General features: G+C 65.1%; 11 protein-coding genes and 1 tRNA gene. 9 read left to right on the top strand and 3 right to left on the bottom strand.

Annotated elements, in window-relative coordinates; all coding sequences use genetic code 11:
* Window positions 1-28 precede the first annotated feature (28 nt).
* A complete protein-coding gene (locus Uis4E_RS05975; RefSeq protein WP_243394373.1) occupies window positions 29-979 on the top strand; it encodes an aldo/keto reductase in 951 nt (316 codons plus the stop codon).
* A 182-nt stretch (window positions 980-1161) separates the two neighbouring features.
* On the opposite strand, the gene Uis4E_RS11860 is transcribed toward Uis4E_RS05975, so the two are convergent.
* Window positions 1162-1299 carry a hypothetical protein gene (locus Uis4E_RS11860; protein WP_165784869.1) on the bottom strand — a complete coding sequence of 46 codons (138 nt, stop codon included), beginning with the start codon at window positions 1297-1299 and terminating at the stop codon, window positions 1162-1164.
* 369 nt (window positions 1300-1668) lie between these two features.
* Between Uis4E_RS11860 and Uis4E_RS05970 the strand changes: the two genes are divergently transcribed.
* The 3 genes from Uis4E_RS05970 (at window position 1669) to Uis4E_RS05960 (ending at window position 6502) form a co-directional block, all read left to right on the top strand.
* Complete coding sequence (locus tag Uis4E_RS05970; RefSeq protein ID WP_101622290.1) at window positions 1669-2148, top strand: MarR family winged helix-turn-helix transcriptional regulator; 480 nt, start codon at window positions 1669-1671, stop codon at window positions 2146-2148.
* A 391-nt stretch (window positions 2149-2539) separates the two neighbouring features.
* Window positions 2540-4522: an ABC transporter ATP-binding protein gene (locus Uis4E_RS05965; RefSeq protein WP_101622289.1), complete on the top strand. Its 1983-nt coding sequence runs from the start codon at window positions 2540-2542 to the stop codon at window positions 4520-4522.
* A 138-nt stretch (window positions 4523-4660) separates the two neighbouring features.
* Window positions 4661-6502 carry an ABC transporter ATP-binding protein gene (locus Uis4E_RS05960; RefSeq protein ID WP_101622288.1) on the top strand — a complete coding sequence of 614 codons (1842 nt, stop codon included), beginning with the start codon at window positions 4661-4663 and terminating at the stop codon, window positions 6500-6502.
* Window positions 6503-6902: 400 nt separating this feature from the next.
* Here Uis4E_RS05960 and Uis4E_RS05955 read toward each other — a convergent pair whose 3' ends face one another.
* Together Uis4E_RS05955 and Uis4E_RS05950 are read right to left on the bottom strand one after the other, a co-directional pair.
* Window positions 6903-7916, bottom strand: a complete 1014-nt coding sequence (locus tag Uis4E_RS05955) for a ribose-phosphate diphosphokinase (RefSeq protein ID WP_101622287.1) — start codon at window positions 7914-7916, stop codon at window positions 6903-6905.
* A 440-nt stretch (window positions 7917-8356) separates the two neighbouring features.
* Window positions 8357-10417 (bottom strand): zinc ribbon domain-containing protein, encoded by a 2061-nt coding sequence (locus tag Uis4E_RS05950; RefSeq protein ID WP_101622286.1) that lies wholly within the window; start codon window positions 10415-10417, stop codon window positions 8357-8359.
* Window positions 10418-10775: 358 nt separating this feature from the next.
* On the opposite strand from Uis4E_RS05950, the gene rpsF reads away from it, so the two are divergent.
* The 5 genes from rpsF to Uis4E_RS05925 all read left to right on the top strand — a co-directional run bounded on the left by rpsF (window position 10776) and on the right by Uis4E_RS05925 (window position 13588).
* Window positions 10776-11072, top strand: a complete 297-nt coding sequence (gene rpsF / locus Uis4E_RS05945) for a 30S ribosomal protein S6 (RefSeq protein ID WP_101622285.1) — start codon at window positions 10776-10778, stop codon at window positions 11070-11072.
* 121 nt (window positions 11073-11193) lie between these two features.
* Window positions 11194-11886, top strand: a complete 693-nt coding sequence (locus tag Uis4E_RS05940) for a single-stranded DNA-binding protein (RefSeq protein ID WP_101622284.1) — start codon at window positions 11194-11196, stop codon at window positions 11884-11886.
* 167 nt (window positions 11887-12053) lie between these two features.
* Window positions 12054-12302 (top strand): 30S ribosomal protein S18, encoded by a 249-nt coding sequence (rpsR, locus tag Uis4E_RS05935; RefSeq protein WP_034528805.1) that lies wholly within the window; start codon window positions 12054-12056, stop codon window positions 12300-12302.
* Between the two features lie 19 nt (window positions 12303-12321).
* Complete coding sequence (rplI, locus tag Uis4E_RS05930; RefSeq protein ID WP_101622283.1) at window positions 12322-12768, top strand: 50S ribosomal protein L9; 447 nt, start codon at window positions 12322-12324, stop codon at window positions 12766-12768.
* Window positions 12769-13514: 746 nt separating this feature from the next.
* Window positions 13515-13588: transfer RNA gene (locus tag Uis4E_RS05925), tRNA-Lys, on the top strand.
* The last annotated feature ends 89 nt before the right edge of the window (window positions 13589-13677 follow it).

Raw genomic sequence — 13677 nt, 5'->3', positions numbered from 1 at the left:
GGGGAAGCGGCGCGTGCCGCGGCTCGGCATGGGGACGATGGCGCTCGCCATCGAAGGGCGGCCCGACCGTGAGACCGCGATCGCGACGATTCACGCCGGACTGGACGCGGGCGTGCGGTACCTCGACACCGCATGGTCGTACTATCTGCCGTCCGCGCCGGGAGCGGACGGCACGGGGGTGCCGGGCGACTTCGGGTATGGCGAGATGCTCGTGCGCGACGCGCTCGCCACATGGGACGGGCCGCGCGACGAGGTGATCGTCGCCACGAAGACCGGGTATCGGCGGACGATCGAGGTGGATGGGCCCGCGGTACCCCCTCAGTCGGCTTCGCCGACAGCTCTCCCTGCCGGGGGGCGCAGCGAGGAAGGTCAGGCTTCTCGTCAGCATCTGCAGGCGGAGGGGAGTCGGTATGGGTGGATGGCGGATTCCCGGCCGGAGACGATGATCCGCGACGCGAAGGAATCCGCGCGGCATCTCGGCGTGGACGCGCTCGACCTGCTGTATTCGCACGGGCCGGACCCTGCCGTGCCCTACGAGGACCAGGTCGGCGCATTGAAGACGCTGCTCGACGAGGGCGTGATCCGCTATGCGGGCGTCTCCCGCGTGAACAACGAGCAGATCGACGTGGCGCGGCGGATTCTCGGTGACCGGCTCATCGCCGTGCAGAACCAGTTCTCGCCGTCGCACCCCGATCCGGAACACACGATGGAACATTGCGCTTCGCTCGGACTGGACTTCGTCTGCTGGTCGCCGCTCGGCGGATTCCTCGACCCGTTCGACAGCCACGCCTACGACCCGTTCCGCGCGGTCGCCGCGGCGCGCGGCGTCTCCTACCAGAGGGTCGTGCTCGCATGGGAGCTCACGTGCTACGGGCGGCTGTTCACCATCCCCAGCGCCCGCAACCCGCACGAGATCCGCGACTCCTTCGCTGCGATCGACCTGCACCTGACCGGCGAGGAGCTCGCGGCGCTCGGCTGACGCACTCAAGCCCCGAAAACAAGAAAAACGGCGCGAATTCGTCGATTACGAGCGGACAACCACTGCGCGTACCCCCATACGTCTGCTGTGACGTTGTGGGCCCGTAATGCTGTACCTCTTGACTGATTCGTGCCGTCTGGAATTATCGATTCGGTATGCGGCTGGGCCGCTGGCGGAGCCGCTCAGCTGTGAGCGCGGCTGGTGGCGGTGTACTGGAACGCGCCGTGCACGAGCGCGGCGGTGAAGTGCATGCCGCACATACCGGCCTCTTCCGCTTCATGTGTGCATCCTGCGATACTGCATAGGTTACGAGTCATCATGTTCCCCTTCCTTGGGCCTTCAGCTTCCGTGCCGTGGTGGCCGCCAGCCTCCGTGCCAACGTTTCAGTGTCCAATATACGCGTAGTCTGGTCCAAAATCTAGGAAAGCGGTTGATTGTGTAAGGTAGGTCACATTAAATTAGCTGGTTTGGGCGTGTTGCATGGGTTTGTCTGCTATTTCGAAGACCTTGGATGAGAGTCGGAGGGGCATGCGTTGCCGGGGGCTTGAGATATGTCGCCGTCGGTTCGACGGGGTGTGTCTCTGAGTGCTGAAGCGATGCCGCGGACATTGTCTGCGAGGGTAAATTGTTTATAGTGTGAGATATATTGATTGGGGAAATGGGCGATGCGCGCAAGGAAAGGATCAACGATGGGGTTTGAGGAAGAAGCGGTGGAGGAGCTGTACTCCAAGGTGTGGAGTCACCGGTCCGCGATGCAGCGCGAGCTCAACCGCGGCGCCCACGGCGAGGTCTTCGCACTCCGCCAGCTCGCCTTCCATGGGGAGATGACGCCGTCGAAACTGGCCGAGTCTCTGCGGGTCAGCTCCGGGCGTGTTTCGTCGGTGCTGTCGTCGCTGGAGAAGAAGGGATTCGTCACGCGCAAGCCCGACCCGGACGACCGTCGCGTGGTGCGGGTCGCGATCACCGATGCCGGGCGTGCGGAGATCGAGTGTGACATGGAGAAGATGCGTTCGGCCGTACGCTGGATCTTCTCGCAGATGGGGGAGCGGCGCACGCGCGAGTTCGTCGAACTGACGTGCGAATTCATGACGTACATGTCGATCTGCAACCCCGGCGGCCCGAGGCCTACGCCGGAAGAGGTGCGCAAGGCGTTCGAGGAGAGCGAGTAGGACGCCCCTCCATCCCCCCTCTCCGTTGCTCTGTCTTTCCGTTCGCTTCTATGCGTTGCGGCTACAGGGGACACGCCGTCGGGTTTGAAAATATCTTATAGTGTAAGTAATTTATGGGGCAAAGATAAATCAATCGGTGGTGGTACCGGTAACACCACCTCAGTCCGCTTCGCGGACAGCTCCCCCCCCCCTCAAGGGGGAGCAGAGTACGGGGTGGCGATTGCCTCCTTCGCTCGATGGCTGTCTTCTCCCTCCGGCGCTCGCACCACCTCCCTCGTCAGAGGGAGGCTGCGGGAGGGTGCGTCGGTCATCTCCCTCGTCAGAGGGGGCAGAAGGCATCGGGCCGGGCCATCGATTGTGTTGTCAGGCAGATAAGGGGAATCGCAACAGCATGTTTCGTATTATGAGATATCTATCCAAGGGGGAGGTCGGGCAGATGCTCGTCGCCCTCGTCACCATCGTGGGGCAGGTCTTCTTCGATCTGAAACTGCCCGACTACATGTCCGACATCACCACGCTCGTCGAGACGCCGGGCAGCGAGATGGCGGACATCTGGATCGCCGGCGGCAAGATGCTGCTCGTCTCGCTCGGCTCGGTCGCCTGCGCCGTCGTCACCGGCTTCATCGCCGCGCGCGTTGCCGCCAGCTTCGGCCAGCGCCTGCGCTCGCTCGAATTCGCGAAGGTCGAATCGTTCGGACCGGCGGAGATGAGCCGCTTCTCGACCGCGAGCCTCATCACCCGCTCCACCAACGACATCACGCAGATCCAGATGTTCATCACGATGGGCCTGCAGCTCATCGTCAAATCGCCGATCATGGCCGTGTGGGCCATCGCGAAGATCGCCGGCGACGGCTTTGAATGGACGCTCGCCACCGGCATCGCCGTGGTCGTCCTGCTCGTCGCCATCGTCGTCCTCATGGCGATGGTCATGCCGAAATTCAAGGCCATGCAGGCCCTCACCGACGACATCAACCTCGTCGCCCGCGAGAACCTCACCGGCCTCAGGGTCGTGCGCGCCTACAACGCCGAGGACTATCAGGAAGCCAAGTTCACCAAGGCGAACAAGAACCTCACCGACACGCAGCTGTTCACCAACCGCGCCATGGCCGTCATGATGCCGCTGATGAACACCGTGATGAACGGCCTCATGCTCGCCGTCTACTGGATCGGCGCCTACCTCATCGACGCCGCCGATCTCACCGACAAGCTCACCGTGTTCTCCAACATGGTCGTCTTCTCCAGCTACTCCGTGCAGGTCATCATGAGCTTCCTCCTGATGAGCATGGTGTTCGTGCTCTGGCCGCGCGCCGACGTGTCCGCGCAGCGCGTCATGGAGGTCCTCGACACCGATCCGCTCGTCAAGGACGGCGCGGACACTCCCGCCGACGTGACGCGCCTCGGCCACGACGCGCACGGCACCGTCGAATTCCGCGACGTCAGCTTCACCTACCCGGATTCGCGCGAGCCGATCCTCGAACACGTCACGTTCACGGCGAAACAAGGCCAGACGGTCGCGTTCATCGGTTCCACCGGTTCCGGCAAGTCGTCGCTCATCAACCTCGTCCCGCGGTTCTACGACGTGTCCGCCGGGCAGGTGCTCGTCGACGGCGTCGACGTGCGCGACTGGAACGTGACCGACCTGCGCGACCGCATCGGCTACGTGCCGCAGAAATCCGTGCTGTTCAAGGGCACCGTCGCGAGCAACGTCGCGTACGGTGACGACGCGCGCGCGGCGTACGGCGACGACGTGCGCGCGGCGGCCGGCGCCGCCGAACCACCCTCCGGCGCTACGCGCCACCTCCCGCCAGCGGGAGGCAGTGAGATGGGCGGTCGTTCTCTCCTGCCGGCGGGAGGCGGTGAGGAGCGGGATGGTGCGACCTCCGGCCCCCGCCGGCGGGGGCTGTCCGCGGAGCGGACTGGGGGTGGTCCCCGGAACCAGACCATCGATATGGCTCGCGTCAAGATCGCGGCGGACGTCGCGCAGGCCACGGAATTCGTCTCGCGCATGGACGGCGGCTTCGACGCGGCCATCGCGCAGGGCGGTTCCAACGTGTCCGGCGGACAGAAGCAGCGACTCTCCATCGCACGCGCCGTCTACCGCGATCCGGAGATCCTCATCTTCGACGACTCGTTCAGCGCGCTCGACTTCAAAACCGACCGCGAAGTGCGCGACGCGCTCGCGGAACACGCGAAAGGCGCGACCAAGCTGATCGTCGCGCAGCGCATCGGCACGATCATGAACGCGGACCGGATCGTCGTGCTCGACGACGGCAAGGTCGTGGGTCAAGGCACGCACAAGGAGCTGCTCCAGGACTGCGACGTGTACCGGCAGATCGCCGAATCCCAGTTGAGTCAGACCGAACTGACGGCGTAGGCGCAGGGCGGTTGTGAAGCCCCTCAGTCACCCCCCCTCAGTCGCGCGTGGCGCGAGGCGGAGGCCGGACTGAGGGGGACAGGGGATGTGGGATGCGCGGAGCGCACGCCGATTGGACTTTGTGAAAGGAATGGAATAATGCCAGGACCTATGGGACATGGCGGGCCGGGGCGCGGCGCCGTCGAGAAACCGCAGGATTTCGGCGAGGTGATGGGCAAGCTCGTGCGGTATTGCAGGAGCTACATCCCCGTCATCATCATCGCGCTCGTGCTGGGCGCGACCGGAACGATCTTCCAGATCGTCGGACCGGACAAACTCAAGGACATGACCAACGAGATCGTCAAGGGCCTGCCCGCGATGGTCCACGGCCGCCCGGTCATGGGCGCCGTCGACTTCGACGCGGTCTCGCGCATCGGATTCACGCTCGTCGCGCTGTACGTCGGGTACGCGGTGCTGAGCTACGTGCAGAGCTGGCTGATGGCGAACGTCACCCAGCGCACCGCCCAGCGCCTGCGCGAATCCATCAGCGAGAAGATCAACAAGCTGCCGCTCAGCTACTTCGACAAGGTCAGCTACGGCGACGTGCTGAGCCGCATCACCAACGACGTCGACGCGATCGGACAGACGCTCGGCCAGTCGCTCGGCTCGCTCATCACGTCCGTCACGCTGTTCGTCGGAGCGCTCGTCATGATGTTCTGGAACAACGTCATCATGACCCTGTGCGCGATCGGCGCGAGCCTCGTCGGCCTCATCCTGATGATGGCGATCATGAAGGCGTCGCAACGCTACTTCACCCGACAGCAGGTCGCGCTCGGCCAGGTCAACGGCCACGTCGAGGAGATGTACTCCGGCCACCTCATCGTCAAGGCGTACAACGGCGAAGCCGCCGCCATCCGCGACTTCGAAAAGTACAACGCGGACCTCTACGACTCCGGCTGGAAGTCGCAGTTCCTCTCCGGACTGATGATGCCGCTCATGCAGTTCATCGGCAACTTCGGCTACGTCGTCGTGTGCGTCGTCGGCGCGGCGCTCGCGATGAACGGCGACATCGAATTCGGCGTCATCGTCGCGTTCATGATGTACATCCGACTGTTCACGCAACCGCTCTCGCAGTTCGCGCAGGCGTTCCAGAACCTGCAACGCTGCGCCGCCGCATCCGAGCGCGTCTTCGGCTTCCTCGAGGAGCCGGAGATGACCGACGAAAGCGCGAAACCGGCGCTGCTCGGCGCTCGCGCCGACGCGCCGGCACGCGGCGACGTGACGTTCGACCACGTGCGTTTCGAATACGAACCCGGAAAGCCGATCATCAACGATTTCAGCGCGAACGTGACGGCCGGGCAGAAGGTCGCGATCGTCGGACCGACCGGCGCGGGAAAGACCACCATGGTCAACCTGCTCATGCGCTTCTACGACATCGCCGGCGGGCGGATCGCGATCGACGGCGTCGACACGGCGAGCGTGCCACGCTGGAACGTGCACGAACAGTTCTCGATGGTGCTGCAGGACACGTGGGTGTTCCACGGGACCGTGCGCGAGAACATCGCCTACGCGAAGCCGGGCGTGACCGACGAGCAGATCCGTGAGGCGTGCCGGGCGGTGGGGCTCGACCACTACATCATGTCGCTGCCCGACGGATACGACACCGTGCTCGACGAGAACACGTCGCTGTCCGCCGGGCAGAAGCAGCTCCTCACCATCGCACGCGCGATGGTGCAGGACGCGCCGATCCTGATCCTCGACGAGGCGACCTCGTCCGTGGACACGCGCACCGAGGAGCTCATCCAGAAGGCCATGGACGCGCTCACCGTGGGCCGCACGTCGTTCGTGATCGCGCACCGGCTCTCCACGATCCGCGACGCGGACATGATCCTCGTGATGAACCACGGCGACGTGATCGAACGCGGCACGCACGAGGAGCTGCTGGCGGCCGGCGGGTTCTACGCGGACCTGTACAACAGCCAGTTCGCGCCGGTGGCGTGAGGCGATTCGCGCGAATCGCCTCACGGGGCTGATGCGGGATGCGGCGGCGGTTTGGGATATCTCCGTTGGGGGTGCTTCCGTCGTATCTCCGTTGCGAGGGGTGGTTCGGTGCTGTTGCGGAAGCCTATCTGCGTTATGAGGGGTACCGAAGGTGAGGTGCATCGGGCATTTGCGGCGTGATGACGGTGATATTTGGTCGTCATCGGCGGTTTGGGTACCCCTCGTAGGCGAGAAACCACTGGGGGAGAGGACGGATGTACCCCTTGTAGGCAAGAAAGAACCCCCGGAGCCCAATCAAGGGCTTCGGGGGTTTTTGGGGCTTTCCCGTTGTCGGGGCGTCTCTCCCTCCGGCGCTTCGCGCCACCCACCTACCTCGTCAGAGGGAAGTGGTGACACGGAATCACGCGTAGATGTTGCGGGGGCGCATGTCCTCGGGGAGACCTTCGAGCAGGGTCTGCACGGAGCCCTCCTCGAACACGGAGCGGATGCCGGCGGCCAGCAGCGGCGCGACCGACAGGACCGTCATGTTCGGCAGGCGCTTCTCCTCCGGAACCGGCACCGTGTCCATCAGGACGATCTCGCGCGCGCCGCACTGCGACAGGCGCTCGACGGCCGGGCCGGACAGCAGGCCGTGCGTCGCGACCAGCGTGACCGAGCGTGCGCCGGCGCCGCGCAGGGCGTGCACCGCCTCGCAGATCGTGCCGGCCGTGTCGATCATGTCGTCGACGACCACGCAGTCACGGTCGACGACGTCGCCGATGATGCCGTGCGCGACGGCATGGTTCGGACGGGTGATGTCGCGCGTCTTGTGGATGAACGCGAGCGGCAGGTTGCCGAGCTTCGCGGCCCAACGCTCCGACACCTTGATGCGGCCCGCGTCCGGGGAGACGATCGTCGTGTTCTCGAGCGGCAGATGGTTGCGCACGTAGTCGATGAGCACCGGCGTGGCGGTCAGATGGTCGACCGGCGCGTTGAAGAAGCCCTGCTCCTGGGAGGCGTGCAGGTCGACCGTCATGATGCGGTCGGCGCCGGCCGTGCGGAACAGGTCGTAGACGAGACGCGCGGTGATCGGCTCGCGGCCCTGATGCTTCTTGTCCTGACGGGAGTAGCCCATGAACGGCGCGACCACGGTGATCGTGCGGGCGGAGGCGCGCTTCAGGGCGTCGATCATGATGAGCTGCTCCATGATCCACTTGTTGATCTTGCCGGAATGGCATTGCAGCACGAACACGTCGGCGCCGCGCACCGGTTCGGTGAACCGCACGTACATCTCGCCGTTCGCGAAATCGTAGGCGGTGGTCTCCAACACCTTCGTGCCCAGACATGCGGCGACCTGATCGGCCAGTTCGGGGTAGGCGCGGCCGGTGACCACCGCCATACGCTTGTCCGGAGTGCCTTCGAGCAGCGACGTCATGTTTCTCGTACCCGTCCTTTGTATGTCGTTTTCTCTTGCATCGTGCGCATGGCCGGGCCTGCGGATGGGCGGTGCGGCGGGCGCTCGATGGACCTCAGTCAAGTGTACTAGGGGATAGGAAGAAGGCGGGTTGCTTCGTGAGGCGGTTGGGTGGTCGCGAGCGGGGTCGCGGGGGTGGTTGCGGGTCAGCTGCGGAGACCGCGGCGGTTGCGGCGGTTGCGAGAGGTACGGGGGATATGGGGGATACGGGTGAACTGCAGGAGTGGCTGCGGGGAGGATATGGTGCGGAAACGAGAAGGAGGTCGTGGAACCGGTTGGGTTCCACGACCTCCATCGTCGACGGTCGGCGTGCGTGCTACCGGTCGGCGTGCGCGTTAGCGGCGTGCGCCGACCATCGCGGATCGCGCGTGACGGCCGACGTCACTGAACAACCGTTGACATCACTGGCGCGGCGGCAGCGGCAGGCTCGGACCGCCCTGCTGGCCGTACTGCTGCGGCTGCTGCGGTGCCGGCGCGGAAGGCACCGCGGGCGCGGCAGGGGCGCCGTAGCCGGGCTGTGCGCCGTATTGCGGTGCGGCGGGCGCGGCCGGTGCTGCGGGAGCCGCGCCGTACTGCGGCTGCTGGGCGTAGCCGGGCTGTGCGGCGGGAGCCGGTGCGGCCGGTGCGGCACCCGGAATCGGCGGGACCGCGGCGGACTGCGGACCGTTCGCCGCGAACTGCGCCTGGGCCGCGGCTGCCTGCGCCTGCGCGGCTGCGCGCACCTTGGCGGCCTGTTCCTTCGCCGCCTGCGCTGCGGCCAGCGCGGAGGCGGACGGCACGCCGGAGGACGGGTACTTCTTGAACCAGCGGCCGTTGCAGCCGGCCACATAGTCGACGACCTCCTGCGGCGTGGGCTGGACGGTGCCGCCCGCGAACAGCTTCCACACGCCCTGCATCGACATGATCACGGACGGGCCGAACGAGTTCGCCACGGCCTCGACCAGATACGCCCAGACGCCCATCACGAGGAAGTACCAGAGCGCGGGGCCGATGGTCATCGAGTCGCTGTCCTGCCTGATGGTGATGGTGCCGAACAGGATGCCGGCGATCAGCCAGAACGCCATGACGGCGACGGGCATCTTCCAGCTGTGGCCCCATCCCTTGAACGCCGGATCGTAGAGGTTTCGGGCGGAGGCGCGCAGCGCCACGTAGAACAGGAGCACGAGGATCACCAGGAACAGCACCCACAGCACCCAGGTTTTGCCCGACGTCCACTGATCCAGATCCTTCGAGAACAGGCTGATGCTCTCGGGCAGTTGTCCGGTGACCGACATCGTGACTGAGCCGAACGTCGCGACGGTGAACACCCAGAAGCCGAGCATGTTGATCATCAGCGGGAAGAGCAGAATCAATTGGCCGGTGTTCGTTGTGAACGTGGCGATGAGCAGCAGCACCAGGCCGATGACGAAGATGAGAATGATCTGCAGACTCACGACGTCGATGAACGAGCGGATGAAGCCGCGTGTGCGATGCGCCCACCGCCATGCGGCGGTGAACATGTTCGTGGAGTCCGGGGCGTACTGGGCCAGCATGTAACCGAAGCCGGAACCGATAAGCAGCAGCAGGAACGTCATCGCGAACGTGCGGAATGTGGCGCCGGAGAGGTATCCCTGCAGATCCTTGCCGGAGCCGAGCGGCATTCTGCCGATCGCGGCGATGATCGTCAGGACCGCGGCTCCGACGAGCGCCGTGATGAACGGGCTGATGATGCCGGCCCACTTGAACCGGATTGCGCCCTTTCGTGCCAGCATGTACGCGCCGAACGCCGCGCCGATGATGAGCGCGACGCCGGTGAGACCCAGATTCATGGAAATCGAAGCGTCGATGGCCTCATAATCGGAGCTGGCGGCCTGCGGTTTGACCGCTCCGGAAACGCCCGTTACCAGCGAGTACACGAGGAAGTAGAAGAAGTTGGAACCTTCGGCGTTGCCGATGTACCGGAACGGATTGGCATCGGAGCTTCCGAACATCGAGAAGAAGGACGATTCGGCTGAGGACGTCAGCTGCGTGAAGGCGATTGCCGGGAAGATGGAGATCGCGATCGCGGCGAGCAGGCCGAAACCGGCGGACGCGAAGATCGCCTGGATGTTGCGCGGGCTGACCATCTCCTTGACCAACGGGTCGGCGGTGATCGGCTGGACGTTGATCGGGGTGGCGCCGGACGGCGTGCCGTTCACGCCGGGGGCGGCCATCGGCTGCGACGGGGCGGCGCCGGCGGACGGCGAGAACTGTCGGGCCGACGGCGTGGCCTGCGGCATCTGCACGCCGGGCGCCGGGGCGGCGCCGCGCTGGCCGATGACGGTCGCGTCATAGGACGGTTGATTGGACTGGGCGGACTGAGTCGCGGCCGGTCGCGGGGCCTGACCCGGCTGCGCCGCGCTGGCGGCGGCGATCGCCTGGCCGCACGCGGGGCAGAATTTCGCCCCTTCGCGCACGCCCGCTCCGCAATGAGGACAGAACATGAGAATCCCTTCTTTCTGCTCGGCTTCTCTGGTCGATAGTCCTTTATTCTAGTGATGTTTGCAGGACGTGGGGAAGATGCCCGGTCCGTGGGCGGTTCGGGGGAGCGCGGAACGGTGCGGCGGGCGTGCGGGAGGCGGGTGCGCGGCGGCGCGTGAAGCCGGGCGTGCGGCCGGCGTGCGGCCGGCGTGCGGCGCGTCACGCTGTCGCGGCTCGGCGTTATCTTTGTGAGGTTGCTTTGTTGGGGTCATAGGCGTGTTCGGCATATCGTCGCGCGCGCATGCGACCCGGATGATGCAGCACGCATACACACTCCTGCCACGGAAGGTCCGTGGCCACATAGTCCGAAGGAGGTGGGTGATGTCTGCGCATAAGTACGAACTGATGTTCATCGCCGATCCTGAGCTGAACGAGCGTGATCTCAAGAAGCTGACCGAGCAGTACCTCGAGCTGGTCACCAAGGAAGGCGGTTCCGTCGATGAGCCCGATTTCTGGGGCCGTCGCAAGCTCGCCTACGAGATCAACGGCAAGACCGAAGGCAACTACGTCGTGGTGACCTACACCGCCGAGCCCGCTACCAGCGATGAGCTCGACCGTGTCCTCAACCTCAACGAATCCGTGATCCGTACGAAGATCCTTCGTAAGGACGTCAAGTAAGCGTTTGAAGTCGATCGGCTCCCGCGGCGGAACCTCGTCGCGTGGGGCGGACGCAAGCAAGTGTCGAAAGTGTCGAAACGCCGAAGCGCCGTACAGGCGCTGACGTAGGAAGGCGGCCATCATGGCAGGCGAAACCACGATCACCATCGTCGGCAACCTCACCGCGGACCCGGAACTGCGCACCATCGGTTCCGGCGCCACCGTGGCGAGCTTCACCATCGCGTCGACGCCGCGCACGTACAACCGCCAGTCCGGCCAGTTCGAGGACGGACAGGCGCTGTTCATGCGTTGCTCCGCATGGCGTGACCTCGCGCAGCACTGCGCGCAGTCCCTGCACAAGGGCATGCGCGTGATCGCGCAGGGTCGCCTCCAGCAGCGTTCCTACCAGGCGAACGACGGATCCAACCGCACCGTCGTCGAGATGACGGTCGACGAGATCGGCCCGTCGCTGCGCTACGCCACCGCCGAAGTGACCCGCCAGTCGTCCGGCAACGGCGGCTTCGCCGGCCGCAATCAGGGCGGCTACGGCGGCAACGGCGGCGGTAACGGCTACGGCCAGAACGGCGGCGGTTACGGCCAGAACGGCGGTAACGGCGGTTATGGCAACGGCGGCAATGGCGGCGGCTACTCTGGCGGCAACGGCTACCAGGGCGGCGGCTCCAGCTTCGGCGGCGGCCAGTCCGGCGCGCCGGCGGGCGGACAGCAGCCTGCCGCGGATCCGTGGAGCAGCGGCTCCGACTCGGGCAACAGCTTCTCCACGTTCGGCGGCTCCTCCGATTTCGGCGGCGGCTCCGACGACGATCCGGAGTTCTGAGTCCCGTCCGGGCGCATTCCCGCTCATCGACGCATCAATCGACACATAACGTAACGACGCACACGGTCTGCACGACCGCATGATCCGCGCGATGCGGGACGACGTCAGCGAACGTCGCCGGCATCGCGCCAAGCGAAACACATCACATCGTAAACAAGGAGAACATCATGTCCCGCAAGAGGCCGCAACCGCCGGTCAAGCCGTTCAAGAAGAAGCCGAACCCGCTGAAGGCGGCGAAGGTCACCGAGATCGATTACAAGGACGTCGCGCTGCTGCGCAAGTTCATCTCCGATCGCGGCAAGATCCGTTCCCGTCGCATCACCGGCGTGACCGTGCAGGAGCAGCGCAAGATCTCCAAGGCGATCAAGAACGCCCGCGAGATGGCCCTGCTGCCGTACGCCACTTCCGGCCGCTGAGTTCTAGGAGGCATCTGAAATGGCTGAAACCAAGGTTATTCTCACCCAGACCGTCGCGAACCTCGGCCACTCCGGTGACGTCGTCACCGTCAAGGCCGGCTACGCCCGCAACTACCTGCTCCCGCAGAAGCTCGCCTTCGCGTGGAACAAGGGCGCCGAAGCCCAGATCGTCGCCATGAAGCGCGCCCGTCTGGCCCAGGCCGTCGCCACCCGTGAAGACGCCGTCGCCGCCAAGGAGGCCATCGAGGGTTCCGCCGTCGAGATCGCCGCCAAGGTGTCCGAGTCCGGCAAGCTGTTCGGTGGCATCTCCAAGGAAGCCATCGCCATGGCGCTGCTCGACAAGGCCCCGGTCGACCCGAAGGCCATCACCGTCGAGACCATCAAGACCACCGGCGAATTCCCGGCCACGGTCCAGCTCCACCCGGAGATCTCCGCGAACTTCTTCGTGAAGGTCGTCGCCGAGTGACGATTCCGGCGGTGACCATCGAGTGAGTACCGATGGCCGCCACCGGGCCCCATCAGACTGACTTGATCTGATTGAAGTCAGTGAAGTCATTGAAGTCTGAGCTTAAGCACTGAGAACCCCGTGCCGTGCGTGACTGTTGTTCACGCGGCGGCGCGGGGTTTTCGTTTCGTATGTGCGGGTGTTGCGGGGTTGCCGGGCGGGGCCATTGTGGGGTTGCGATGCTGTGGGGTTGCGATGCTGTGGGGTTGCGATGCTGCGCTTGCGCGGGTTTGCGTCGGTTCCGTGCCAAGGATGGCGCGATGACGATGAGTGGGGCGGCCTTGGCGTCGGTTCCGTGCCACGGATGGCACGGAAATGATTCTCCGGCGGGGTTTTGCGTCGGCGTTGTGCCAAGGTTGGCGCGGTGGACACGTGTGGGGTGGCTGTTGCGTCGGTCCCGTGCCAGTGGTGGCGTGGATGCGACGCTGGAAGGGCCGATTGCGACTGCGGCGTGCCAAGGTTGGTGCGGATGCGACGGTTTGGGAGGCGCTGGTGCGACCGCTCGGGTATGGCATCAGCCATTTATGTGACGATTATGTGAAGAGCGGTTTGCGGGGCGGCTTAGGAGGGGTGGTCAAGGTGTGCGGGCGCCGAATCCGTGATTTCAAGAACGTTGGAATTTCGGGCGACACGCCGAGGGTTGCGTCAGAAGCAAACACGAGTATATTTATCACTCGTTGCAAGGAACACTTCAACAACTAACCAACGCCCCTGTAGCTCAGTTGGTTAGAGCAGCTGACTCTTAATCAGCGTGTCCAGGGTTCGAATCCCTGCGGGGGCACAAGCAAGACCGGAATCGAAAGATTCCGGTCTTTTTGTTTTTCCGACCACCCTCAGTCGGACTTCGTCCGACAGCTCCCGCCAGCGGGA

Source organism: Bifidobacterium parmae (genome assembly GCF_002860365.1).
GTDB lineage: Bacteria > Actinomycetota > Actinomycetes > Actinomycetales > Bifidobacteriaceae > Bifidobacterium > Bifidobacterium parmae.
The sequence above is the reverse complement of the archived record's forward strand: the minus strand, read 5'-3'. Positions and strand labels throughout refer to the sequence as shown.

Coding starts and splice junctions, on each gene's coding strand:
- Uis4E_RS05975 (WP_243394373.1), top strand. CDS start 29: ATGGGGACGATGGCGCTCGCCATCGAAGGGCGGCCCGACCGTGAGACC.
- Uis4E_RS11860 (WP_165784869.1), bottom strand. CDS start 1,299: ATGATGACTCGTAACCTATGCAGTATCGCAGGATGCACACATGAAGCG.
- Uis4E_RS05970 (WP_101622290.1), top strand. CDS start 1,669: ATGGGGTTTGAGGAAGAAGCGGTGGAGGAGCTGTACTCCAAGGTGTGG.
- Uis4E_RS05965 (WP_101622289.1), top strand. CDS start 2,540: ATGTTTCGTATTATGAGATATCTATCCAAGGGGGAGGTCGGGCAGATG.
- Uis4E_RS05960 (WP_101622288.1), top strand. CDS start 4,661: ATGCCAGGACCTATGGGACATGGCGGGCCGGGGCGCGGCGCCGTCGAG.
- Uis4E_RS05955 (WP_101622287.1), bottom strand. CDS start 7,916: ATGACGTCGCTGCTCGAAGGCACTCCGGACAAGCGTATGGCGGTGGTC.
- Uis4E_RS05950 (WP_101622286.1), bottom strand. CDS start 10,417: ATGTTCTGTCCTCATTGCGGAGCGGGCGTGCGCGAAGGGGCGAAATTC.
- rpsF (WP_101622285.1), top strand. CDS start 10,776: ATGTCTGCGCATAAGTACGAACTGATGTTCATCGCCGATCCTGAGCTG.
- Uis4E_RS05940 (WP_101622284.1), top strand. CDS start 11,194: ATGGCAGGCGAAACCACGATCACCATCGTCGGCAACCTCACCGCGGAC.
- rpsR (WP_034528805.1), top strand. CDS start 12,054: ATGTCCCGCAAGAGGCCGCAACCGCCGGTCAAGCCGTTCAAGAAGAAG.
- rplI (WP_101622283.1), top strand. CDS start 12,322: ATGGCTGAAACCAAGGTTATTCTCACCCAGACCGTCGCGAACCTCGGC.